Annotated in this window: 27 protein-coding genes; 10 read left to right on the top strand and 17 right to left on the bottom strand. The window is 42.8% G+C overall.

Going from position 1 to position 23,332, the window contains the following annotated elements; genetic code table 11:
* The first annotated feature begins 14 nt into the window (after positions 1-14).
* From HBHAL_RS04105 to HBHAL_RS04095, 3 genes are all read left to right on the top strand, one after another.
* On the top strand, positions 15-218 hold the full coding sequence (locus HBHAL_RS04105) for a hypothetical protein (RefSeq protein WP_014642089.1): 204 nt from the start codon (positions 15-17) through the stop codon (positions 216-218).
* 13 nt (positions 219-231) lie between these two features.
* Positions 232-1,233: an NADPH:quinone oxidoreductase family protein gene (locus tag HBHAL_RS04100; RefSeq protein ID WP_014642088.1), complete on the top strand. Its 1,002-nt coding sequence runs from the start codon at positions 232-234 to the stop codon at positions 1,231-1,233.
* Positions 1,234-1,663: 430 nt separating this feature from the next.
* Positions 1,664-2,059 (top strand): hypothetical protein, encoded by a 396-nt coding sequence (locus tag HBHAL_RS04095; protein WP_041601192.1) that lies wholly within the window; start codon positions 1,664-1,666, stop codon positions 2,057-2,059.
* A 58-nt stretch (positions 2,060-2,117) separates the two neighbouring features.
* Here the strand turns inward: HBHAL_RS04095 and HBHAL_RS04090 are convergent, their stop codons facing one another.
* The 3 genes from HBHAL_RS04090 to HBHAL_RS04080 all read right to left on the bottom strand — a co-directional run bounded on the left by HBHAL_RS04090 (position 2,118) and on the right by HBHAL_RS04080 (position 3,100).
* A complete protein-coding gene (locus HBHAL_RS04090; protein ID WP_014642086.1) occupies positions 2,118-2,312 on the bottom strand; it encodes a YwbE family protein in 195 nt (64 codons plus the stop codon).
* 96 nt (positions 2,313-2,408) lie between these two features.
* A complete protein-coding gene (locus tag HBHAL_RS04085; RefSeq protein ID WP_014642085.1) occupies positions 2,409-2,621 on the bottom strand; it encodes a DUF2188 domain-containing protein in 213 nt (70 codons plus the stop codon).
* Between the two features lie 65 nt (positions 2,622-2,686).
* Positions 2,687-3,100 carry a DUF2188 domain-containing protein gene (locus HBHAL_RS04080; RefSeq protein ID WP_014642084.1) on the bottom strand — a complete coding sequence of 138 codons (414 nt, stop codon included), beginning with the start codon at positions 3,098-3,100 and terminating at the stop codon, positions 2,687-2,689.
* Positions 3,101-3,310: 210 nt separating this feature from the next.
* On the opposite strand from HBHAL_RS04080, the gene pxpB reads away from it, so the two are divergent.
* From pxpB to HBHAL_RS04060, 4 genes are all read left to right on the top strand, one after another.
* Positions 3,311-4,030 carry a 5-oxoprolinase subunit PxpB gene (gene pxpB / locus HBHAL_RS04075; protein ID WP_014642083.1) on the top strand — a complete coding sequence of 240 codons (720 nt, stop codon included), beginning with the start codon at positions 3,311-3,313 and terminating at the stop codon, positions 4,028-4,030.
* Positions 4,024-5,025 carry a 5-oxoprolinase subunit C family protein gene (locus HBHAL_RS04070; RefSeq protein ID WP_014642082.1) on the top strand — a complete coding sequence of 334 codons (1,002 nt, stop codon included), beginning with the start codon at positions 4,024-4,026 and terminating at the stop codon, positions 5,023-5,025. Before pxpB ends, HBHAL_RS04070 begins: the two co-directional genes overlap by 7 nt.
* A gap of 11 nt (positions 5,026-5,036) precedes the next feature.
* The gene (locus HBHAL_RS04065; protein ID WP_014642081.1) at positions 5,037-5,804 is read left to right on the top strand and encodes a LamB/YcsF family protein; all 768 of its coding nucleotides are present in this window, start codon (positions 5,037-5,039) and stop codon (positions 5,802-5,804) included.
* A 609-nt stretch (positions 5,805-6,413) separates the two neighbouring features.
* Positions 6,414-7,082: an O-methyltransferase gene (locus tag HBHAL_RS04060; protein ID WP_014642080.1), complete on the top strand. Its 669-nt coding sequence runs from the start codon at positions 6,414-6,416 to the stop codon at positions 7,080-7,082.
* A 56-nt stretch (positions 7,083-7,138) separates the two neighbouring features.
* Here the strand turns inward: HBHAL_RS04060 and HBHAL_RS04055 are convergent, their stop codons facing one another.
* The 13 genes from HBHAL_RS04055 to HBHAL_RS03995 all read right to left on the bottom strand — a co-directional run bounded on the left by HBHAL_RS04055 (position 7,139) and on the right by HBHAL_RS03995 (position 19,293).
* Positions 7,139-8,044 carry a branched-chain amino acid transaminase gene (locus HBHAL_RS04055; RefSeq protein WP_014642079.1) on the bottom strand — a complete coding sequence of 302 codons (906 nt, stop codon included), beginning with the start codon at positions 8,042-8,044 and terminating at the stop codon, positions 7,139-7,141.
* A gap of 75 nt (positions 8,045-8,119) precedes the next feature.
* Entirely contained in the window at positions 8,120-8,929 is an 810-nt protein-coding gene (locus HBHAL_RS04050; protein WP_014642078.1) for an alpha/beta fold hydrolase, read from the bottom strand.
* Positions 8,930-9,036: 107 nt separating this feature from the next.
* Entirely contained in the window at positions 9,037-9,813 is a 777-nt protein-coding gene (locus tag HBHAL_RS04045) for a protein phosphatase 2C domain-containing protein (protein WP_014642077.1), read from the bottom strand.
* 27 nt (positions 9,814-9,840) lie between these two features.
* Positions 9,841-10,392: a GNAT family N-acetyltransferase gene (locus HBHAL_RS04040; protein WP_014642076.1), complete on the bottom strand. Its 552-nt coding sequence runs from the start codon at positions 10,390-10,392 to the stop codon at positions 9,841-9,843.
* Between the two features lie 221 nt (positions 10,393-10,613).
* Positions 10,614-11,585, bottom strand: a complete 972-nt coding sequence (locus tag HBHAL_RS04035) for a quinone oxidoreductase family protein (protein WP_014642075.1) — start codon at positions 11,583-11,585, stop codon at positions 10,614-10,616.
* A gap of 12 nt (positions 11,586-11,597) precedes the next feature.
* Positions 11,598-12,383 carry an enoyl-CoA hydratase/isomerase family protein gene (locus tag HBHAL_RS04030; RefSeq protein WP_014642074.1) on the bottom strand — a complete coding sequence of 262 codons (786 nt, stop codon included), beginning with the start codon at positions 12,381-12,383 and terminating at the stop codon, positions 11,598-11,600.
* A gap of 16 nt (positions 12,384-12,399) precedes the next feature.
* Positions 12,400-14,172, bottom strand: a complete 1,773-nt coding sequence (locus HBHAL_RS04025; RefSeq protein ID WP_014642073.1) for an acyl-CoA dehydrogenase family protein — start codon at positions 14,170-14,172, stop codon at positions 12,400-12,402.
* A complete protein-coding gene (locus tag HBHAL_RS04020) occupies positions 14,153-14,899 on the bottom strand; it encodes a 2-phosphosulfolactate phosphatase (protein ID WP_014642072.1) in 747 nt (248 codons plus the stop codon). Before HBHAL_RS04020 ends, HBHAL_RS04025 begins: the two co-directional genes overlap by 20 nt.
* Before the next feature lie 2 nt (positions 14,900-14,901).
* Positions 14,902-15,960, bottom strand: coding sequence for a phosphotransferase family protein (locus HBHAL_RS04015; protein ID WP_014642071.1), 1,059 nt, complete (start codon positions 15,958-15,960; stop codon positions 14,902-14,904).
* A 14-nt stretch (positions 15,961-15,974) separates the two neighbouring features.
* Positions 15,975-16,373 carry an acyl-CoA thioesterase gene (locus tag HBHAL_RS04010; RefSeq protein WP_014642070.1) on the bottom strand — a complete coding sequence of 133 codons (399 nt, stop codon included), beginning with the start codon at positions 16,371-16,373 and terminating at the stop codon, positions 15,975-15,977.
* Positions 16,374-16,386: 13 nt separating this feature from the next.
* Complete coding sequence (locus HBHAL_RS04005; protein ID WP_014642069.1) at positions 16,387-17,259, bottom strand: 3-hydroxyacyl-CoA dehydrogenase family protein; 873 nt, start codon at positions 17,257-17,259, stop codon at positions 16,387-16,389.
* A 38-nt stretch (positions 17,260-17,297) separates the two neighbouring features.
* Positions 17,298-18,077, bottom strand: a complete 780-nt coding sequence (locus HBHAL_RS04000) for an SDR family oxidoreductase (protein ID WP_014642068.1) — start codon at positions 18,075-18,077, stop codon at positions 17,298-17,300.
* Positions 18,078-18,081: 4 nt separating this feature from the next.
* Positions 18,082-19,293: an acyl-CoA dehydrogenase gene (locus HBHAL_RS03995; protein WP_014642067.1), complete on the bottom strand. Its 1,212-nt coding sequence runs from the start codon at positions 19,291-19,293 to the stop codon at positions 18,082-18,084.
* Positions 19,294-19,465: 172 nt separating this feature from the next.
* Here HBHAL_RS03995 and HBHAL_RS03990 point away from each other — a divergent pair, with 172 nt between their 5' ends.
* Positions 19,466-19,771: a hypothetical protein gene (locus tag HBHAL_RS03990; RefSeq protein ID WP_014642066.1), complete on the top strand. Its 306-nt coding sequence runs from the start codon at positions 19,466-19,468 to the stop codon at positions 19,769-19,771.
* Between the two features lie 1,323 nt (positions 19,772-21,094).
* On the top strand, positions 21,095-21,619 hold the full coding sequence (locus HBHAL_RS03985) for a CotY/CotZ family spore coat protein (RefSeq protein ID WP_014642064.1): 525 nt from the start codon (positions 21,095-21,097) through the stop codon (positions 21,617-21,619).
* 104 nt (positions 21,620-21,723) lie between these two features.
* On the opposite strand, the gene HBHAL_RS03980 is transcribed toward HBHAL_RS03985, so the two are convergent.
* Entirely contained in the window at positions 21,724-22,188 is a 465-nt protein-coding gene (locus HBHAL_RS03980; RefSeq protein WP_014642063.1) for a DinB family protein, read from the bottom strand.
* A 200-nt stretch (positions 22,189-22,388) separates the two neighbouring features.
* On the opposite strand from HBHAL_RS03980, the gene HBHAL_RS03975 reads away from it, so the two are divergent.
* Positions 22,389-23,246 (top strand): STAS domain-containing protein, encoded by an 858-nt coding sequence (locus tag HBHAL_RS03975; RefSeq protein ID WP_014642062.1) that lies wholly within the window; start codon positions 22,389-22,391, stop codon positions 23,244-23,246.
* Positions 23,247-23,332: the final 86 nt, after the last annotated feature.

The raw sequence follows: 23,332 nt of genomic DNA, 5'->3' as shown, positions 1-23,332 counted from the left end.
ATGGAGGTGGCCTTATGGCTGAACAAGATAAGCGTAAGCAAGAAAGAGATCAAAGTTTTGAAGAAAAATTAGAAAAAGAGAAATTAATTGATGGCATGCCTAATGAAGAAATTAAAAAAGAAGAACGAGAACAGGAAAAAGGCGAAAAGTCCAAAAATGATTCTCTGACAGAAGAACAATATGATGAAGATCTTCGAAATAAAGATAAAAAAGATTAAATGAGGTGTAAAGATGACAACTTTTCAAGCCTATAAGATCGATAAAGACGGAGACACAGTAAAAGGAAGATTGGAAGATCTCTCAACCAAAGATCTTCCATCCAGTGATGTGTTAATTAAGGTCCACTACTCCAGCGTGAATTTCAAAGATGGCATGGTTTCTCAGCCTGATAACGCCCTTGTGAAAGATTACCCGATTATCCCTGGAATAGACCTGGCCGGTGAAGTAGTTCGCTCACGAGACGATCGGTTCAAGGAAGGCGATCAAGTCATTGCCACAAGTTATGAAATTGGAGTATCACATGATGGCGGGTTCAGCCAGTATGCCAACATACCTGCTGACTGGATAGTCCCTCTTCCCGACGGTCTAACACTTGAAGAGTCGATGATTTATGGTACGGCTGGTTTCACTGCTGCACTATCTGTCTATCGCCTTGAGCAAAATGGTCTTACTCCAGATCAGGGTCCGGTACTTGTTACAGGAGCGACCGGCGGAGTAGGAAGTATGGCCGTAGCAATGCTTGCTAAACGCGGATATATAGTGCATGCGAGTACGGGAAGTGAAGAACATACCGAATACTTAAAAGATCTGGGTGCTGATAAAGTACTTTCCAGAGAAGATGTTTATAATGGCAAAATCAAAGCGTTAGCGAAGCAGCAATGGGCTGCTGCTGTCGATCCCGTCGGCGGCGAACCTTTAGCTTCAGTTCTTAGCAAACTCCAGTACAATGGAGCAGCTGCAGTCAGCGGATTAACTGCGGGCGTTAATGTGCCTACACAAGTTTATCCTTTCATACTGCGGGGAATTAGTCTCCTTGGCATTGATTCCGTTTATTGTCCAATGGAAACTCGGAAAAAAGTATGGCATCGAATGGCGAACGACTTAAAAACCAAAGAAGTGTTTAATCGTATGAAAGTAGTTATTTCTTTGGATGAAGTTGAGGAAAAATTACATCAGATTCTTAAAGGTGAAACAAGAGGCCGTACAATAATTAAGTTGCAAGATGACGAATAGGTAGTTGCATTCAAAACGCACCGGATTGACAAACGTATCCTTGAATACTATAATAATTAATTAGTGCCTTAGATAAGGCAACTCGGAAAATGAAAGAGTGATATGTATGAGACTGGCATTCTGCTACGTTTTGATACGACTTAATCACACTGGATCAGCTTCGGAGCTGTAAGGATGCAATAGAGGTAGGGATTGCGTCGTTTAAGTTGATAAAACTACCATGTAGAACTAATCAACCGCGGCAAAGGTTGGGATTCAACAACCAACGCTTGTAATATTTAAAAAACAAGTTTAAGAAAACTTTATTTTTTCCGATGTAACACAAAAGCGGGTCAGACGACGGTCTGGTCCGCTTTTTCCAATTTAAAAAGGTTTATCAGATATGGCTTATGGTAATATAACTCGTATAGAAATAGAAGGAGGTACGAAGATGGCTGAATTCACGAATCGATTAGAACCAGAAGAAGTCCGCTTCTTAATGGACTTCTCTGAATTGAAGGATATTGTAACAGAAATATTGGGCGAGGCGAACACTCTCGTTAACGTTGAGATAGATTATGATGAAATTGAAGAACCAGGCGGCATCACCATCATCCGTCCTATGGTTAAACTGCAAGAAACCAGCAGCCTTACTGAAGAAGACCGTCATAAAATTCTCTCATCTGGATTATCCATTGACCGAGAGCCCTTCGATAATGGAGATCACGCTATGGAACGAATTTTCGGAACCTCCTATACTGTCCTGGAAGCTACTAGTGATGCAGATGGAAATTTCTTCACAATTGAAATGCCTTTCCGCAGCTATATGGATGAAACCAAATCCTAGTATCAAAAAACCAGCTTGAGAAAGCCTGTTGCTTTTTCGAGCTGGTTTTTTATATCATTTAAGTATGAATATTCTTTACACGGCCGACCTGTCCATCTTCCAGGCGGACTTTAATTCCATGGGGATGGGAGGGCGACTTCGTCAATAAATCTTTCACGATCCCTCTAGTCACATTCCCACTTCTCTGATCTTTCTTTAATACGATATCTACCTCTAAACCAGGCTTAATATCACTTCGCTTCTGTCCGTTCATGGTTCATCCTCCCTCTATCATCGTTTACCTATCATACCATATTTTCATACAAAAAGAGCACCCTGGGCAGGGTACTCTTATATGACTCTTGCGTTACTATTCAGAATAAGAATAATGATTCTGGATCGTGCCATCCTGCTTATGGATGATTGCACTTGTACCTTTATTCTGAGCAATTTCTTTTGCTCTGTTAATCGCATCCTGTTTATTTTCATAAATCTTCGTTGGTTGATCGGCACCTTCTGCCTTCACAGCCCAGCCATCTTCATGAGCTACTACATGTTCGGATTGATTTTTACTATCTGCCATTGCAATACCTCCTAATTATTGTATTAATTGGTATATATCCCCTATAACCTTGCATTAAACCTTTTTTAATAATCCGTTTTTTCTTGGATGCTTCCATCCTTCTTATGGATAATCACTTGAGTTCCTTTGTTCTCCGCTACCTCTTTAGCACGGGAAACAGCTTCTTCTTTTTTTTCGTAAACATTGGATGGTTTCTTTGCATCTTCTGCCTGTACAGCCCAACCATCTTCATGAGGCACCACGTGCTCTCCTTTATCTAATAACCCAGGGCGGCTTTCATACTGCTGATCGTCCTGATCTCTGCTTTGTAATTCATCATCGCCCATCTGCTTCGCTTCGTTGATTTCATCTTTGGTTGCATTCTCATACCATTCCTTTGCCTGTTCGGTTGCAATAGGAATGGCCCTCCCTTCATCATATCCTTCATCGAGCATAGCATTTGCGATATCAATAGCCTTCTTTTTGACTGGCGTATCCAAATTTTTTCAAGAGCTAGGATAATCATTCATATTCCAAGGCATCGTACGCCCTCCTTTTAACAAATGGTATAATTATATTTACCGCATTCCGCTTTTCTGTAAACGAAAACACCTTCTTTACCACCTAAAATTTTGAAGAATAAATGTCTATTCAAAGGGAATAGTTTAATAGGATAGGTGAAGGAATAGTTTATTTAAGGAGGCTTACTGATGAACTACCATTTTCAACCTCTTGGAGATCAGGCAGTTGTCATTGATTTAGGAAATGAGATTTCACAAACGATTCATGAAGAAGTGCAGTCGATATCAAAGTTATTAGAAGAACATCAACCAGAGTGGATGATTGAATACATACCAGCCTTTACCAATATAACCATTCTTTACAGTCCTCTATTTGTCTATCAGCAAATAAAGCAAACAGACACCCTTCCCTACGACTGGGTGTGTGACCAATTAAGACAAATGCTCACACAGAACAAGCGCGATAAAGTACCTGAACCTCGGACGATTGAAATACCTATATGTTATGGAGGGAAATACGGTCCCGATTTATCCTATGTAGCCGAGTACACGGACCTTAAAGAAGATGAAGTTATCAATAGACACATGAACGGAAATTATATTGTGTACATGATCGGGTTTGCTCCAGGCTTTCCTTATATTGGGGGAATGGACGAAACTATTTCCACTCCCAGAAGAGATGATCCAAGGCTTGAAATACCTGCAGGATCCGTAGGAATTGCCGGAAGCCAAACAGGAGTTTATCCGATTACCACACCGGGAGGGTGGCAATTAATTGGGCAGACTCCCCTGCAGTTATTTCAGCCTGAAGAAGACCCACCTTCTCTTTTGCAGGCAGGGGATAAAATTAAATTTACGTCCATCTCAGAAAAAGAGTACCTCGCAATTAAGGAGGGGAAATCATGCTGAAAGTTCTAAAATCTGGTCTGCTGACTACCATTCAGGACCTGGGACGGTATGGATATCAGAAATATGGAGTCATTACGAGTGGAGCGATGGATCCAGAAGCCCATCGAATTGCTAATCTGCTTGTAGGAAACGACCAACGCACTCCTACAATGGAAATAACACTTAAAGGTCCTGTGCTCGAATTCCAGGAAGATGCACTGATAGCCGTCTGCGGCGGAAACCTCTCACCTATGATTGATGGAGAGACCGTTGGGCTATGGCGACCGATATATATCAAAAAAGGAAGTGAACTTAGATTTGGAAATCCCAAAAAAGGGTTCAGAGCTTATCTGGCTATCGCAGGAGGTTTAGATGTAGCTTCTGTAATGGGAAGTGCCTCCACTTACCTGAGAGCAGAAATCGGTGGTTATCAAGGCCGGGATCTGGATAAAGGAGATACCATCAACTTTGGCGAATTATCAAATGCTTCGCGAAAAGCCTTTGACCAACTCAAAGATATGGCAGGAAGTCAGCCTTATCAGGCTATGGACTGGTTCGTGGCTACTGAATTCAGCGCCCCTATTCACGGTGAGCCCAAACTTAAAGTAATGGAAGGCCGGGAGTTCCATCTATTTACCGACGATAGCCATTCTTCATTCTTTGAAGAAAGATTCCAAATTGATTCTCAATCAGACCGAATGGGCTACCGCCTTCAAGGTAGTAAATTAGAACTTAAGAAGCAAAAGGATATGATTTCAGAGGCCGTAACGTTTGGCACCATACAAGTTCCACCAGAAGGCAACCCGATTATTCTGCTTGCTGATCGCCAAACTACAGGAGGATATCCTAAGATTGGTCAAGTAGCCACCGTGGACCTCCCACGCATCGCCCAATTAAAACCCGGGGAGCAAGTGAGCTTCGAACAGATTAGTCATAAGCAAGCTCAGCATTTATTACTCGAGCGCGAAACACAAATTCAACAGCTGGCACAAGGAATTAGATTTAAATACCGTTAGGAGGAACGTACATGCCTATTGTAGATATTAATTGTGACATGGGAGAGAGCTTTGGTACTTATACAAAAGGCAGAGATGAGGAAATTCTAAAATATGTAACGTCTGCTAATATTGCCTGTGGTTTCCACGCTGGGGACCCATCCATCATGAGGAAAACGGTCAAGCTGGCTGCGGAAAATAATACAGGGATTGGAGCTCATCCCGGTTTTCCCGATTTAGCCGGGTTTGGACGCAGAAAGATGGATGTCACTCCTGAGGAAGCTTATGATCTTGTCGTTTATCAAGTGGGTGCATTGAACGGATTTGTAAAAGCAGAAGGACAGTATCTACAGCACGTTAAACCTCACGGAGCGTTGTTTAATATGGCCGCTCAAGATAGAAAGCTGGCTGATGCTATTGCCCAAGCCGTTTATGATGTAGATCCCGAACTTATTCTGTTTGGTCTTGCGGGAAGTGAGCTCGTTCAAGCCGGCCGCCACGCCGGACTGCGAACGGCAAGTGAAGTCTTTTCAGACCGTACCTATCAACAGGATGGCAGCCTTACCTCCAGAAGAGATCCCAATTCTTTAATTACCGATCATCAGTCAGCGGTAAAACAGGTTATCCGTATGATCAAAGAAAATAAAGTTACCAGTCTGCAGAATGTAGATGTTGAAATCGAACCGCAAACGATATGTATTCACGGTGATGAAGAATCTGCTGTAGAATTTGCAGCGTATATTACCAAAGCATTGAAAGAAGCCGACATTGAACTATCTAAAATCAGCAGCTTTCTCTGATAAAGGGTACTATCAAAAATTATTTGATTTTTCGTAAGCACGTTATTTCACAATAGGGCCGGATTGTGGAAGACTCAGTTTCGAGATATTTGATTGTGCTGAAGGTCAAAACCACTTCAAACATTACCTGCGTGCTGAAGAATTAGACCATGTGGTTCTGTACCTATTTCAGGATGCAACGATCCTCAATAGCCTGTCATAAAAGCATTTAATTCTGATTAAGGTGGAGAACCTTCTCTTCTAGAAGGGGACGTTTTTCTTAATCATGTTGGGTTGGTGGGGAAATGGCGAGACTCCTATGGGAGAAGGGACTAGGTGAGATCCAGCAGGGAGTAAAACGAGCGAGGAAGCTCACCGTTCCCCCATAGGAAAGTGTTCAAATGTGGAATCACCCCGAAAGACACGACCAGCATAAGCCGAGCATCAAAAGGATGGTGGTTTTTCCGTCCGTTGATGAACGGCTTATGTCTCGAGTGTCTGGGTGATGGAACAAGACGAGTTATTTCCCCACCAACCCTTATCCACCTAATGTAACGGCCCCTATTTATCTCGAAACAGGGTCTTCCAGTATCGGGAGCTTTTCTTTAATAAAATTAAGGAGGTCTTTTAATGAGTACACAGAAAACTTGGACCGAGGTGGATGACTATTTTAATAGCCAGCTCGTTCAAGAGAAGGACGCGATGAACGAAGTTTTAAAATCTAATTCAGAAGCTGGTCTCCCTTCCATTGATGTCTCAGCAGCCCAAGGAAAAATGCTTCACGTGCTGGCTAAAATCAAAGGAGCTAAGCGGATTCTTGAGGTTGGAACTCTGGGTGGATACAGCAGCATTTGGCTGGCAAGTGCTCTTCCTGAAGATGGCCGACTTGTTACATTGGAAGCAAGTGAAAAACACGCTCAAGCAGCAAGAAAGAATATAGAACATGCTGGACTTAAGGAGAAAGTTGAGATCCTCCTCGGCCCAGCAAATGAAACTTTCCCCTCACTCGCAGAGACGGAAACTGATCCTTTTGACTTTGTATTCATTGATGCAGACAAAAGAAATAACCCTTCTTATATTAAGTGGGCGATAGATCTATCGGCGCGAGGGGCCTGTATTGTGGTAGACAATGTGGTCCGCCATGGAGAAGTCGTGGTAAAGGATAGCCAAGATTCGGACATTGAGGGTATTCGTGACATGTTTGATATTCTATCAAATGAACCACGTATTGATTCAACAGCGATTCAGACGGTAGGAAGCAAAGGATATGATGGATTTCTGCTGGCGGTCGTAAAATAACTTAATAAGGAATAGACTTACAACTGGTAAAGGTCTATTCCTTATTAACCTATACATTAGTAAACTGGGAAACTGTAATCCAGATACTCTTTCATCTTTCCTCTCACTATTTGATCATAAATACCCTGAATCTGTTTCGTGAGTGAGCCCACACGGCCGTTCCTAATCACCCGCCGATCCACTTCAATTACCGGCTTTATGCCAATAGCCGTTCCTGTAAAAAACACTTCGTCCGCTTCATATACCTCAACTCTTGTGAAGCTTTTCTCTTGAACAATAATCCCAAACTCATTCTTGAGAATTGTACATACCGTGTCCCTCGTAATGCCCGGAAGGATATCGTCAGAAACAGGTGGAGTAAGCACTTGATTATCACGTACGATAAAAATGTTTTCTGTTGCGCCTTCGCTAATATTTCCTTCCTTCGTTAAAAAAATGGCTTCATCAAACCCATTAAGCTCAGCTTCGTTGATCGCAAGAGCGGAGTTCAAGTACCCACCCGTTGGTTTTACTTGAGGAGGAATCATATTACTCCCCATTCTCGTCCAAGAGGATATGCATGTTTTTAAAGCTTCCTTAGGTTTATAGTCTAAGACTGTAGTAAAAATGCCCAGATGATTATATGGATCACTCAAATTAGGGCGAAGGGTATCTGAACCTTTAAAGCATACAGGGCGAATATAGACATCAGCCATTTCTTGATTCAATACTAGGAGTCTGCGAATGATTTGTGTTAAATCGGGGACTGAATAAGGGATCGGAATAAATAAACTTTTTCCTGATTGATGGAATCTTTTTAAGTGATCTTCCAAACGGAAAACAAATAACTGCTGCTGTTCTTCGTTCCAAAACCCTCTAATTCCTTCAAAGCAGCCCAAACCGTAATTAAGTCCTTTATTTTTTATACTGACCGACAACGCACGCTCATCTACAAATCGGTTCACGTCAAACAGATACCTCATCACGCCCCGCCTTTCACGTTTTTAAATAAAACCTACATAGCATCTTTAGGGATGGAGCGCCCTCCCTAACGTTAATTATTTATGAGAAGAGGCAATGAATGAATCGACAACCTTGTTAAACCGCTCCGATTCTTCGAGAAATGGGCAATGACAGCTCGATTCAAAGACCTCTAACTGTGAGTTAGGGATTTCATTTTTTAAATGCTCTCCTGCAGCTAAAGGAATCAATTTTTCCTCTCGACCAAAGCACAATAAAGTTGGAACAGTTATCGAAGGAAGATAAGGACGACAGTCAATAATGGATTGATCAAATAGAATAGCACTGGCTACTGAAGCTGGAACTTTGGTTGTCTCTTCTATCATCCAGGCTAATTCTTCCTCTTCAACTTCTTCCTTGAACATCAATGGGATAAATCCTCTCAGGAGCCCTTCCTGATTCGTTTGGATCTCACGCATCATTCCTGTCAATGCAGGGAGGTCAAAAGCTCCGATCTCAAAATCATCCCATTTAAAATCAGAAGCGAGTTCATCAACAATTACGGTAGCTTTCACCTTTTCCTCACCAAATTGATGGAGATACTCCCAAATAACAAAGGCTCCCATTGACCATCCAAGTAAAGTAACATCCTCAAGCTGCAGCAAATCAATTACCTCAGCTGCGTCTCTCGCATATTGGGCTACCGTGTGACCATCTTCTGTTTTAGATGATTGCCCATGACCGCGAAGATCCAGGTTTATAACTCTGTATTTTTGTTGAAAAAAAGGTACCTGTTCTTTAAAGAAACGGCTGCTCATCCAAACCCCATGAATCATTAGTAATGGCTTGCCAGACCCCTGATCCTGATAATACAACTCGGTTCCGTCCTTAAGCTGCAAAAAAGGCATTTATTTTCCTCCCAACTATTTTTCTATTTCAGTTTATGTTGGAAAGTATCATTCAGAATAAGACGAGTTAAAAGTAATCAGGACGGCCGTCCTGTCGTCGATCGGCATTACACGGTCCTCAAGTTTTTTGTCAGATCGTTAATATAAGTGGTTAAACCAATAGTTATTATCTGCTGATAAGAATCCATAAGGTCGTAGTCAGGATGGAATAATCCATCAGTAACGAGCAGTACATCAGTTAGATCTTCAGTGGAAATCCGGCCCTTTTGAAGATATAGATTCGCTTCTTTCATTCCATTTGCCACTGTATAACCATTTGGCTGATTGGCCAACGAACGATTATAACGCAATTGATTCAATTTATTTTCATAATATTTTTCATCAAATACATCGATTCCATTAGCACGATCGGTTGCACGTTTTAATTTTGCTCTTGAACTAATTCCTTTAACGGTATCCTGAGTAATCAGCTTAGCTGACTTATGTGTGTATCCAGCCACGATCATAGAATCACCTAATTGCGCGTAATTGATGTGTGATTCCTCTACCTGGACAATGGCTACACATGTCGACCAGCGTTTGTAGCCTTCAGAAACATCGATCCCATGCGCAAGCATTTGTTGATACAATTTTGAATTTGCCTCTCTAACTTCTTTCCTGAGATCCGCGTTAGAAGCAAGACTTTCAAAATGTTCTTTGAAAATTCGAGCCGCTAAATAAGCTCCATTGTGACCTTGTTGATCTTGAAATTCATCTAAAGGAGTTGCTCCATCCAGGACTCCGTAAATACCTGCCTCACGATTAATAATATAGGCATCTTCACTTTCCTTTTTGTCAGGGCTTGTGTAATTTACCTTCTCGACTTTCAGCTTACGCTCTACCATTTTATTTCACCTCAAATAAGGGAATTATTATCTTTTATCAGGCAGCCAGTCTTTGGCAAGCATTCCATAAACCACGTGATTAACATAGCTGCCGTACATGTTCGCGGCGTCCCTGATGATTCCTTCCTGAACAAACCCTAATCGTTCAGGTATTGCACGGCTTTTCAAATTTTCCTCAGCTGCTCTTATTTCAATACGGTTCAGTCCGAGATCTTCAAAAGCATACGTGAACAAGTGGCGGCAGGCCCTGTTCAGCAACCCTCGGCCCGTGTACTCCGTCCCCATCCAGTAACCAATACTGGTTCTTTTATGACTCCAATCTATTTCATGGAAATCCACCACCCCAGCGATATTCCCATTCAAAAGGATACATACCGTTAATCCGTTATTACGAGCATACCTTTCAAGACTTGCCTGGATGAATTTTTTTGTATCTTCGGCCGAATGAGTGAAGTCAATCCAGGGAAGCCACACCCGAAGATGCTCTCTGGACAGATTTGATAACGTAAAAAGTTCTTCGGCATCTTTGTGTTCTATTAATTTTAATGAGACTTCTTCATCAATTTTGTATGTAAACATTCAAACAGCTCCTATCATTAACGAGTAAATGTCCTATTTAGACTGATGTTTCCATTTCGATCTTTAACTACAAATATCCTTCATAATCTTCTTTTATTTTTTATTGGCCCTTTTTCTTCATATTATATCCCCCCAATCAGGCCGGATTGGGTAAGACTCCCCCAGAGATTATAAAATCCCGCAAGAGGTGTACTCCTGCGGGATTCCGGACAATTATAAACTTAAGGTTTTAAAACAAGCTTCCCTTTCGTTTTTCTAGCTTGGAGAATTTCGTGGACATGAGCGGCTTCATCAAGGTTGTAAACCCCTCCAACCGTGAGCTTCAATTCCCCTGTGTTCACAAGCTTTAATAATTCTTTCAGGCTTTTTTCAAATAAGACGGGCTTCTTCATAATTTGAGGAAGAAAGAAGCCAATAACCGAAAGATTTCTGTTCATTAATCCAGATGGATACATTTGAGGCGGATTTCCACTTGCTACGCCATAAACTACTAAGCGCCCAAACGATCTCATGCACTTAACGGTTTCATGAAAAATGTCTCCGCCAGCCATCTCGAGAGCGATATCAACTCCCCTTCCATCTGTTGCTTCCATGACTTCATCCCGCCAGTTCGGATTGGTATAGTTCACCGTATGATCGGCTCCTAATTCTTTTGCGAGGTTCAGCTTTTCTTCAGAACTGGCTGTTGCAATGACTTCAGCTCCATAGTGCTTCGCCAGCTGTACGGCAAGTGAGCCAACTCCTCCGGCCGCAGCGTGGATAAGAACGGTTTCTCCTTTTTCCAACCGTCCCATTGTTGTCAGCAAATGATAAGCCGTCAGCCCCTGAAGCGGGATCGCTACCGCATTCTCATCATCAAGTTCTTCCGGCACAGGGATAAGATTACTTTCTTTCGTTACCACATATTCCGCGTATCCTCCTGAACCAATTAAGGTTACGACACGGTCTCCTTTTTTGAATTGGTCCGCACCTTTCCCGGTTTGTTCCACAACCCCGGCCACTTCAGCCCCGGGAATAAAAGGTAAAGGCGTTGGAACTACATAAGCACCTTCTCGTCGTGCCGTATCTGCATAATTTACTCCAATAGCTGTGACTTTTATTTTTACCTCGCCTTCCCCTAATGCAGGGTCTTCCACTTGGACAGATTCTAATACTTCTGGTCCTCCGTACTCTTTAAACTGAATAGCTTTCATCAATGTTTCCTCCTATCGGCCAGTAAAGGCTGGCTTACGTTTATCTTTAAATGCCTGTACTCCCTCTTTATGATCCTCGGTTGTCACCATCATCGTCTGAGTAATGCGTTCCTGTTCAAGAACAGCAGCCAGATCCTTGTTCTCAGCCTGATCCACCATTTTCTTCATCATGCCCATAGCACGTCCTGGGCCTTTAGCAAGACGGAGAGCATACTCCATTGCCGACTCCTCTAATTCTGCTAAAGGGTAAACGCGATTGACCAGTCCCCATTCTGCAGCTGTTTCAACAGGAATAGGTTCTGCGCGGAATAATAGCTCCTTCGTACGATATGGTCCTAAGATTTTTGCTAAGAAGTAGTGACCCCCTCCATCTGATACTAATCCGACTTGGGCAAAACTAAGAACGAATTTACTTTCTTCTCCAGCTAAAATTTGGTCGCAAGCAAGAACTAAATTGAAACCGGCCCCTGCTGCGTAACCATGTACGACTGCAATTACTGGTTTAGAAAGATCTTTTATCATAAGAATTAGCTCGTTAAGCTTCCCGATATGATCGTAAACTTCCTGAGAAGAACCCGAGCCCATACCTTTCACATCGCCGCCTGCCGAGAAGGCCCTGCCGGCTCCTGATAAAACAACAACTTTAATGTCATCATTTTGCTCAGCTTCTTTAATCGCTTCTTTTAACCCGGCTATCATATCGTCTGAAAATGCATTTAAAGCATCAGGACGATTTAAAACACACGAAAGCACCGGTCCATTAAGATCCACGCTCAAATGATCATTACCTAAGTTCATACGATCCATCTCCCTTTTATGAAATATATTGTTTTTCTTCCATCATCACTTCAGCAATTGCGCGATTACGTTCTATCGAATCTTCCCATAGATAGTTACTTAAAAGAACGGAGACATTTCTCATAATCCTTATTCGTTCTTCTCCTTTCATCAAGTTAGAGAATAGAAAGGAAGAAGCCTGTTGTATTTCTTGAGCTGATTGCTCTACCACGGTGTAAGCGAGTTTCGTTTTAAGTTCCGCTTCCTGGTCGGAACTGCGAATTGCTTTAAGCGTCCTCAGCACAGCTGATTCACTTGAATATAACGCGATCGCTATATTAGCAAGCTTCATCATGATTTCCTGTTCGTGCTGAATCGTCTCACCGTGGACTTTAAGTGCTGTGCCCGCTGCTACAATGTATAAATTTCGAAACAACGCTACAGCTTCCTGAAGTTTATCTAAAGGACCTTCAACTTGTTTGAACAAATTATTTTTCAGAGAATGCTCGGCCTTTTCCAGAACTGTTCGAGCATCAAATTCCCCTTTGCCCAGCTTTTTGAAAAAGACGCCTGGAATCAGCAAGCGATTAATTTCATTGGTCCCTTCGAAGATGCGATTGATACGTGAATCCCTGTAAGCTTGTTCAATTGGGTATTCTTTGATAAAACCGGCTCCACCATGGAGCTGCAGGGATTCATCTGTGACTTCGTCTAGTGTCTCTGAACCCTTGATCTTACATATAGCAGATTCCAACGCATGTTCATTCATCGCCTTTGCAACAGCTTTTGGATTCTCACTATCGTAATAATGACCAAGAACTGATTCCACATGGCCCGCGGTTCTATAGAGAAGAGATTCTGTTTCATAAATACGTGCAGCCATACGAGCTACTTTTTCTTTAGTGGCACTGAAATCAGCAATGGAACGGCCAAACTGTTTTCTTTCTGTTGTATGTTCCAAGGCTAACTTGAAACAATGTTTAGCTGCTCCATTCGTCGCAAAACCCAGATTGAACCGGCCCAGATTTAAAACATTCAATGCAATTAAATGCCCCTTGCCTACTTCTCCAAGTCTGTTCTCCACCGGTACCTTGCAATCTTCCATAATGACGGAACACGTGGAAGAACCTTTAATCCCCATCTTATTTTCCTCAGGTCCGATCGAGAGCCCCTCAAAGTCTTTCTCTACAATAAAAGCTGTAAAATCCTTCCCGTCCACTTTTGCATAAACAATGAATGTATGGGAAAAAGCTGCATTCGTTATATAGATCTTCGTTCCATTCAGCAAGTAGTGAGTTCCTTCTTCATTCATAACAGCAGTCGTCTTAGCAGAAAGAGCATCCGAGCCCGCGTCAGGCTCCGTGAGACAATAAGCTCCTATATACTCACCAGTGGCCAACTTGGGCAAATACTTATTCTTCTGTTCCTCTGTGCCAAAATAGGTTATGGGCAGCGTCGCGATACACGTATGATTGGAGTGAGCTACACTATATCCGCCTCCGCTTCCGAGAGCCTCCCCTACGATCCCTTTACTGATTTTATCGAGTCCTAGCCCTCCATATTTTTCTGGAATACTGTGACTCAAGAGCCCCAAATCCCCTGCGATCTTCATCTTCTCTGAAACAAATTCGTAATTCTCTGCTTCCAGCTCTTTTCTGTTCGGGTGTATTTCCCGGGAAATAAATTGTCGAGCCGTGGAAGCTATCATTTTATGTTCCTCACTGCGGTCCTCAGGGGTGAAAACGGTTTCCAAACTACTCTCCGTAATTAAAAATTCCCCACCACGGACGTCATGTTTTACGGGATTCATAATCCCCCTCCTTTAATTGTCCAGATATCGGGTCATAGGTTGGTATGGTATGAAATAGTCCTTCGCTTGCAGCGAACTCAACTTCTTTACGATTCAGTCCTGCTTTAAGGAGAATCCGGCCGATTCTGGATTCACATAGCAGATCGGCTTCGGATAAATGGTTTCCTTTATAAAACAGCCATGCGGTCAAAGCTGCATCTGATAAATTCCAATTCCCCTGTTTTTGTAAGTAATGAATGAGACTTCCAGCTCCATAGAAATCTTCTAGTGTGTAATGTCCGCTTGAACCTGAACAAACGAGCATAATCGTATCGTTCACGTGTCGCTCAGATAGAAAAGCAGCCATAGCTGGATTGTTAAGTAAGGACGATGCATATAAATGATCGGCCTGACTGGAACGTTGTAATGCCACCGTTCCATTAGTTGTACTTAATATAACGTGTTTTCCTTTGACTACCGGCTGTAAGTGAGTACGTAGAGGATGATGAAACCCTTTGATAACCTGTCCCTGATCTTCTCCAGCTAAAATGTAAGGTTCCGAAAAATTTTTCGCTCTTTCTTCAGCGTGAGCTGCATCATAGACGGGGATGACCGAAGAGGCTCCATCCGCAAGGGCTGCTGTTATCGTCGTAGTAGCGAATAAAACGTCAAACACAATCGCTACTTTCCCCACCATAAGTTCCTCTTTAATATCTTCTTTTTTGAAAATGACGTGAATATCTCCCATGCTTAAATACCAGCCGTCTCTTCAGCATGCTTAATCAGATTGTTTACAAATACATTCATGTTCGCAAATCTAGGATCATTCGTCTGCCCCTGTTTGTACCTGTAATAAATCTGTTGAATAATTCCGGCCAGCTTAAAGTAGGCAAACGTGAGATACACGTGAATATCATCTACACTTCGACCGCTTTTTTCAGCGTATCTTTCAATAAATTCCTTCCTTGTATAAAAACCTTCCGTAACGGTAACTGGCGGTTTCCCCAACCCTGTTTTCAATAGTTCAGGATCGTCAGCTTCGATCCAGTAACTGAGGGCAGCCCCCACATCGGCCAAGGGATCTCCAACGGTGGTCATCTCCCAATCAAAAAGTCCAACCATTTTTGCCGGATCCTCCGGATCAAACATGGCATTGTTTAACTTATAGTCGTAGTGAATGACGGTGGCTTCATCAGAATACGGGACATGAGCTATAAGCCACTTTTTCAATCGCTCTCCACTGACCACATCATCCGTTTCAGCTTTTTCATAACGCTTGATCCATCCATGTATTTGCCGCTCCATAAATCCTTCCGGCTTCACCATCTCCTTCAACGCTGTCTTTTTGTAATCAATAGAATGGAGTTCCGCCAGGCGGTCTACCATGGATTCCGATATTCTTCTGCCCAGAGCCCGACTCGGTTTCACCCCCTCAGGAAATTCTTTATCAAACACCACCCCGTCTCTCCGTTCCATGATAAAGAAAGGGGCTCCTAATACATCTCCTGAATCAAACAAGTAAGGCTTCGGTGCCAACGGAAATACCGGGTGCAAGGCTTCTAAGATTGTATATTCACGTTCCATATCATGAGCTTTAGGAGCCACTGGACCAAGGGGCGGTCTGCGCAGTACGGCTCGCCAATCATTCACGGTAAGTTCATAAGTTAAATTAGAATGGCCGGCGCCAAACTGACGGACCTGTAACTCGCCATCTGGGATGGAAAGATTATTCCGTAAGAATTGTTCAATCGCCTGGACATCGATCTCTTCTCCCGGGCGCACGGTTCTTGTATCATTCGTATCCTGCATGCTGAAGCTCCTTTCTATTTTGCTGTTAACTGATAAGAGGAAAGCTTAGTTTTCATCTCCTCAGTCAATGGAGAGCTCTTATGATTTTTGAAATCAAACTGCACAATTACCGAATAACCCCTGGCTGTCACTTCGCCACTCTCTTTCTCATATAGATCCTGCTCTAAGTGAAAACTCGAATTTCCTATTTTCGTGACGCTGGTTTTTATAGTAAGCGTTTGATTGAAATAGACCTGCTTTAAGAAATCACATTTTATTGAAGCGAGAATGAAATTCCAATCATCTCCCACAAGTCCCAGATCCTCGAAAAAACGGATACGTGAATCTTCCATATATACAAAGAAATTGTTGTTATTTACATGCCCTAATAAGTCTGTTTCACAAAACCGAACGGTAATTTCATGCTCATGCATCTTCTTTCCCCCTCTAGTTCCTGACTTTGTTGTCGTACGTGTAAAATCCTTTTCCGGTCTTTCTGCCAAGCTCTCCAGCTTCTACTTTTTCGGTTAAGGTTTTGGATGGCTTATCGTTTGGATCTTTGGTTTCTTCATACTGCTGCTGCATGACGTAATATCCGACGTCGATACCAGATAAATCCATCAATTCAAAAGGACCGATGGGATGGTGCAGTGCTTTTTTAGTGATCTTATCGATATCCTTAAAGTCCGCATATCCACCCTCATATAGACTCATCGCTTCTTTCTGAATAGCAAAGAGAATCCGGTTTGCGATAAAACCTGAGATTTCCTTTTGCAGCAGCACGGCCGTACGATTCATTTGTTCACAAACCTCCATAGCGACAGCTGCTGTTTCATCAGTTGTATGCTCCCCCTTCACGACTTCCACACAATCCATAACCAGAGGCGGGAAGAAGAAATGCATATTGCACACGCTTCCAGGTCTTGATGTTGCGTCTGCTATCAGCGAACTTACGATGGTCGAGGAATTCGTTGCCAGGATTGCATGAGACGGTACGATCTCATCAAGTTTTCTGAAGACTTCCCGTTTTACAGCAAGTTTCTCCACCACTGCTTCAATGACAAGATCCGCTTCACTCGCAGCATCTCTCAAGTCAGTCGTAAAAGTAAGACGGCTGAATGCTTCATTTCGCTCAGCTTCTGAAATTTTATCTTTCGCCACCCATTTGTCCATAATGTCAGCTAGTTTATCTTTTGCCTGTGCTAACGAATCGTTGCTAATGTCCTGTAAACTCGTGCGGAATCCCGCTAATGCTCCCAGCATAGCGATTTGATGCCCCATCGATCCTGCTCCAATAACGGCTATCTGTTCTACTTTCATAGTGACTCCTCCTTATTAATCCTGATCGTGATGTTCATTTAGCAAGATGCATGCATTCCGCCGTCCACCACTAGAACGTCCCCGGTGACATAGTTAGACGCTTTGGAGGCTAGAAACAGGGCAGCCCCTTTTAAATCTTCATCTGTTCCAAACCTTCCCATCGGGGTACGATCGAGGATAAGATCGCCACCCTGATCAAGTAAGCCTTGAGACATTTTGGTAGGGAAAAACCCTGGAGCGAGAGCGTTTACCTGAATATTATGGGACCCCCACTTTACGGCCAAATCTTTTGTAAAGGTAATAACGGCTCCTTTACTTGCGTTATAACCGATGGTGTCCATAAACCGTGGGTCTGCTCCGCCAAGTCCAGCAACTGAAGCAATGTTAATGATTTTTCCAGCCTGCTGTTTAACCATGACCTCTCCCACTTTTTGTGCCATTAAAAAAGTACCGGTAACATTCACATTCATAACTTTCTGAAACGCCTCAAGCGGCATCTCAAGCGTTGGTGCTCCCCATGTTGCTCCGCTATTGTTGACGAGGATATCAATTTGGCCAAAGCGCTCCAGCGTCTGACCGACAACATTCTCAATATGAGATGGATTGGTAACATCACATTCTAAGGCCAGGGTGTCTACGCCAAGTTCGCTTTCCAATTTGGAAGCCATCTGCTCGCAGGCTTCTACTTTTCTTGAGCATAAAACAATGTTAGCTCCTGCTTCGGCTAATCCTTCGGCAATTTGTGCGCCCAAACCTCTCCCGCCTCCTGTTACAATGGCCGTTTTCCCGGTCAGATTAAATAATTCATTTACATGCATCTTCTCACTCCTCGTATTTGGATAATTCCAGCTTAGCGATTTGTCTGCGGTGAACCTCATCTGGTCCATCAGCAAGCCGTAGTGTACGGGCCCCGGCCCACTGGGCAGCAAGCGTAAAATCCTCACTTACCCCCGCCGCTCCGTGAGCCTGAATGGCTCTGTCAATGACACGAAGCGCCATGTTCGGTGCGACAACTTTGATCATGGCAATTTCTGTTTTGGCTTGTTTGTTTCCAACGGTATCCATCATATGGGCAGCTTTTAATGTAAGAAGCCGGGCTTGTTCCAGCTCAATTCTGGAATCTGCAATCCACTCCCGTATCACTCCCTGCTCTGCAAGCGGCCGATGAAAAGCCGTTCTATTCTGGACACGCTTACATAATTCTTCAAGCGCACGCTCAGCGGCACCAATCAGCCTCATGCAGTGGTGAATTCTCCCTGGTCCCAGACGTCCCTGGGCAATTGCAAAACCTTTTCCTTCTCCCCAGATCATATTGCTCGCCGGGACACGCACATCTTCAAACGTGATTTCCGCATGTCCATGAGGCGCATGGTCATAACCAAATACGGGAAGCATGCGCTCAATTTTGACCCCTTCTGACTCCAAAGGAACGAGAATCATAGACTGCTGATCATATTTTGGGGCATCCGGATCGGTTTTCCCCATAAATATTGCAATTTCACAACGGGGATCACCGGCTCCGGAAGACCACCACTTTCTACCGTTTATGACGTATTCGTCCCCATCCCGCTCAATCCGGGCTTCAATATTCGCAGCATCTGAAGACGCCACATCTGGTTCTGTCATAGAAAAACAAGACCTTATCTCCCCGTTTAATAAAGGCTCAAGCCATTCTTTCTTTTGATCTTCACTTCCGTAACGAGCAAGAACCTCCATGTTACCGGTATCCGGCGCGTTACAGTTAAATACTTCAGGCCCTATAAGAGATCGTCCCATCATTTCACAAAGAGGAGCATACTCCAGATTTGAAAGTCCTGCTCCATATGTAGAATCCGGTAAAAATAAATTCCACAGCCCCGCTTCTTTTGCTTTTGATTTTAATTCCTCCATTATCGGCGGTACAGAAGACCAGCGAGTTTCCTGCTGGTTCAGCTGCTCTTCATACAAGCGCTCATTTGGGTACACTTCATCTTCCATAAAGCTTCGGATCTGCTGCTGATATCTTTTTACATTCTCCGAGTAATCAAAATTCAACGATTTGCCCCTTCCCCGGAAGCATACTGTCCGGTTAGTATATAATATCCATTTTATACCGATAATTCTGAAAATTCAACAGAAATGAGTGAGTATTCATTTTTATCTGTCATATTATCCTGCTTTACCCATATGTATGAGATGTAGGACACTTTACAGGAGGGATGCAAACATGCGTGACCATCAGAATGAAAACTCCGCGAATGATAGAAAGTCCTCTAATGAACAAAAAGAAAGCTTGATTAAGAACGTTAGTAAAGAAGCCAATCAGGTTGTTCACAACACAGTGGATACTTCAGGCAAGATTATAAAGTCGATCACAGGTGAAGGAGGCCTTCTCGGTAAAACGATTGATTCTTCCGGGAATATTATTAAAAAAGTAGCTGATAAGGGCAATGAAGCTATTGATAAGACTTCCGATACATCTTCTAAAGCCTGGAAAACTATAAAAGATAAAACCGTAAAGCGAAAAAAATAAGATCAATGAAAGAAGCTGTCAGTTTTTACTGGCAGCTTTTTTCGTTGATCTTATTAGATATTGACCTAACAGTAAAGCTCCCGATACTGGAAGACTTGACTTCGAGATATTGGTTATGAGGAAGGTCCTTCGGGGGACGATTTCGCTTTCCGGCCCTGCACGTCGCAGGGTCGTTCGACGTTGCCACACGACGTGGCGTTCTTAGTCGAACCTCATCTGCGCTGAGCTTCCTCGGGCTGAAGCCTGCAGGATCTCACCTGTCATGTGCATCCCGTTCTTACACTTTTTTTAGTCTTACTCGAAAATCAGAAGATAAAACCACAAGGAGAGCTCTCCAGCTCCAGCACCTAGCGTCTAGTGAGACTTCCCTCACTTCTGTACGATAAGGCAACATCGAATCGCTCCGCTCTTCGTGTTTTCTTTATCTCCGCCAATTCCAGGCTAGTTTCGGTGCCTAGCCTCTCGAGGTCTTAAGTCCAACCATGATAGGAAGAAAAGCACTTCCTTTCATGGTCGTTCTTAAGCTGGTCGAGGCTGAACAAGGCACCTTCACAATTGAACGTCCAGTCCATATGCCGCTGACCAAGGTGCTTCCGCTTTTAACTTAGGAGTCTCCTCGTTCCCCTCCGGACCTGGCCAAATGACAGCCTCGAAACCACTCAAAAAAGCACCATCTTTCCGAGAAATAACAGGATGCGATGATAGGCGTTTTAAAGTTGATGATTTTGCATAATTGCCTGATATATAAGCATTTTAGCCAGGTGATGGAAGCCAAGAACTTCTCTTTCCGATAGGTCCGTTTCTACTCATATAGTTGGGCTGGTGGGGAAATGGGGAGACTCCCATGGGAGAAGGGACTAGGTGAGATCCCGCAGGGAGTGAAACGAGCGAGGAAGCTCAGCGTTCCCCCATAGGAAAGCGAGTCATTTCCCCCCCACCAGCCCCCACTTACATTTAACGTAACGGCCCCAAATATCTCGAAACTGAGTCTTCCACAATCCGGCCCTTTTGTTTAATAAGCTATTAAGTTTCCATGCAATGCTTATATATCTTTCCAGGAACACAAAAAAAGACGCAAGTGTACGGCTTGCGTCTAAACGTAGGGAAAATCTCATAGTGTGGTGAACCATGAATCTATAACCATTAATTATAGATACCCTATTATATGTTGTCTTTTTCCTTTTGTATTGGTAGATGCCCTATAAATTATAGAAACTTAAAATTTTTATTGATCTTATAGAAAATAGACAGATGTACAGGCGCTAATCTTTAGCTTACATAGAATGATAAGGAATGATCAATATGAAAAGGAGAGATATTTTAATGTCATATCATTCAAACAAAGGGAACTGCGTACGCGACATTCTTAAGAAAATTCTAGATGCTCAAGCAGAGGTGGCTATGGCTGACGAATGTGATGTCAGCTGTGAACGGTCTATCCGTGATCTAGTAGGTCCTGCTACAGGCGGGAACGGGGATACAACCATTCCTTTCATTCTTTACTGCGAAGATTGCAAACCTTTCTTTGCCAGCGGTGTTAAAAAGATTAATGACACGTTCTACTGTGTAGAGACTCCCATCTTCAAAGCTATTAAATTTACAGACGACAAGAAAAACTGTATCAAACTTGAGCTGCTTAAACCAGACAACAATAGCATGACCTTAAACAGCCGTTGCAGTAAAAGAGATGTATGTGACTTGGTAAACGGGGTTACAGAATTCAAATCTACAGGAATCTGTATGACGTTTGACCTTAACTGCATCTGCGGAATCACATGTCTTGATACAACTACCCCAGTCCCTGTAACAGAAGCTGACTTTGCTCCTATGCATGTATGCGAAGGTTAATAGGAATAAGCCAGGGAAGGATCCCTGGTTTATTTTTAACTTTTAAATGGACAACCAGATTACCTGGTTTCTAAAAAAACAATAGACTTTTTTTGCGAAGGTTTTTAACCCCTAACTACGGGAGAGAGACTCCAGGTGCCAAATTGTTTGCGGATATGAACGACCTGTCCGATATGATAGGCATTATGAATAAAGAGGTGTGACAGGGTAGTAGCCCATTTCTCAAGCTTTTCGTCACTGCATCGCTTAATTTCTTTACGAAATTCGGATAAAACGACGCTGTTGCTGGCAGCTACCTGTCTCCATGACAGAGTGCCATGATCCTGGAACGTATCGTAGTATCTGGGAAGTTCATCTATTTCCTCCCCCCTGAAGCGGCATAAATAACGGTAGTTGTAAAAGTAGAGATGATTGAGGAGTTCTGCAATAGAGTGGGTTTGTTCGTCATCCGGTCTTTCGTGAACCTGGTAATCTTCTAAATCCTGAATAGACATTTCATAGCAGACAAACCAGTTGTTTTCGTCATAAATGGCGGCTAGTTGATCTAAAAATACCTCTCTCATTGTCATGCTTTTCGCCTCCACATATTAAATTAATGTTATATTCGACAAATCTTTTACAAACCCTCTTTCTTTTATAAGAATTATAATTAAATCTACCGATAATTCTCCATTCACTTTTGAAATGTATTATAATGGCTCCATAAGGTTTCCTTGTTTTTCCACACACGGAAATGATGACAGCTTAGCGTTATGAGAGGAGTAATAGAATGCAAAGAAATAGAGAATTGCATGATTTTTTGTTGCATAAAGCCGAGGATTTAACTGAGCAATGGTACGAGTCCCTGGATAAAAGCGATCCTAGAGGGGTTTATGCCTCCAAAGATCCTAAAGTCATTGAAACGTTAAAAGGGCAGAACTTTGAATTTCATCAGCACTTATGTAAGGTCTTTATTCAACCAATGGATCAGTTTCTTGAAGAGTTTGACGATTGGGTTATGAAAATAGCCAGTGATCCGGAACATCTGAGTACGCCTACCTATCTTATTATGAGAGAATTCTTACGTGTTCGTGATCAATATTTGTATTTTGTCAAAGAGTTTATTGCCGTATCCGATCATGCTTATACTCAGGAGCAGATCGATCGATGGAAAGAGGTACTCATTAAAGCATTTGATATCGTAACGATGCGAGTAGTTGAAGAAAAATCCAATCAACTTGATACACGGATAGACAAACAGCAGAAAACGATTAATGAACTTAGCTCCCCCCTTATTGATCTTTCAAATGGACGAGCCTTGCTTCCCCTTGTTGGAGATATTGATTCTTCACGGGCCAGTGCCATTATGGATAACACCTTAAAAGGGTGCACCGATAAAGGAATTGACCAGCTTTTTATTGATCTGTCAGGTGTGTATTTAGTCGATACAATGGTAGCTCACCAAATCTTTCAATTGATCAGCGGGCTGCAGCTGATCGGAGTCTCTACCACCCTTTCAGGCATCCGTCCTGAAATTGCTCATACGGCTGTCCAGCTGGGCATCGACTTTGGCCAAATATCGATAACCCCTACTCTTGCTCAAGCTATTGATCGTGATCCTATATATACTTCTAAACCCTCTTCTTAATAGAGGGTTTTTTTCGATAAACCATTTGTGTATATATGAAAAGAAAATCTACCGAAATACATAAAGTGATTATCAATAGTCCTTCC

Source organism: Halobacillus halophilus DSM 2266 (assembly GCF_000284515.1).
In the GTDB taxonomy this organism is placed as follows: Bacteria; Bacillota; Bacilli; order Bacillales; family Halobacillaceae; genus Halobacillus; species Halobacillus halophilus.
The sequence above is the reverse complement of the archived record's forward strand: the minus strand, read 5'-3'. Positions and strand labels throughout refer to the sequence as shown.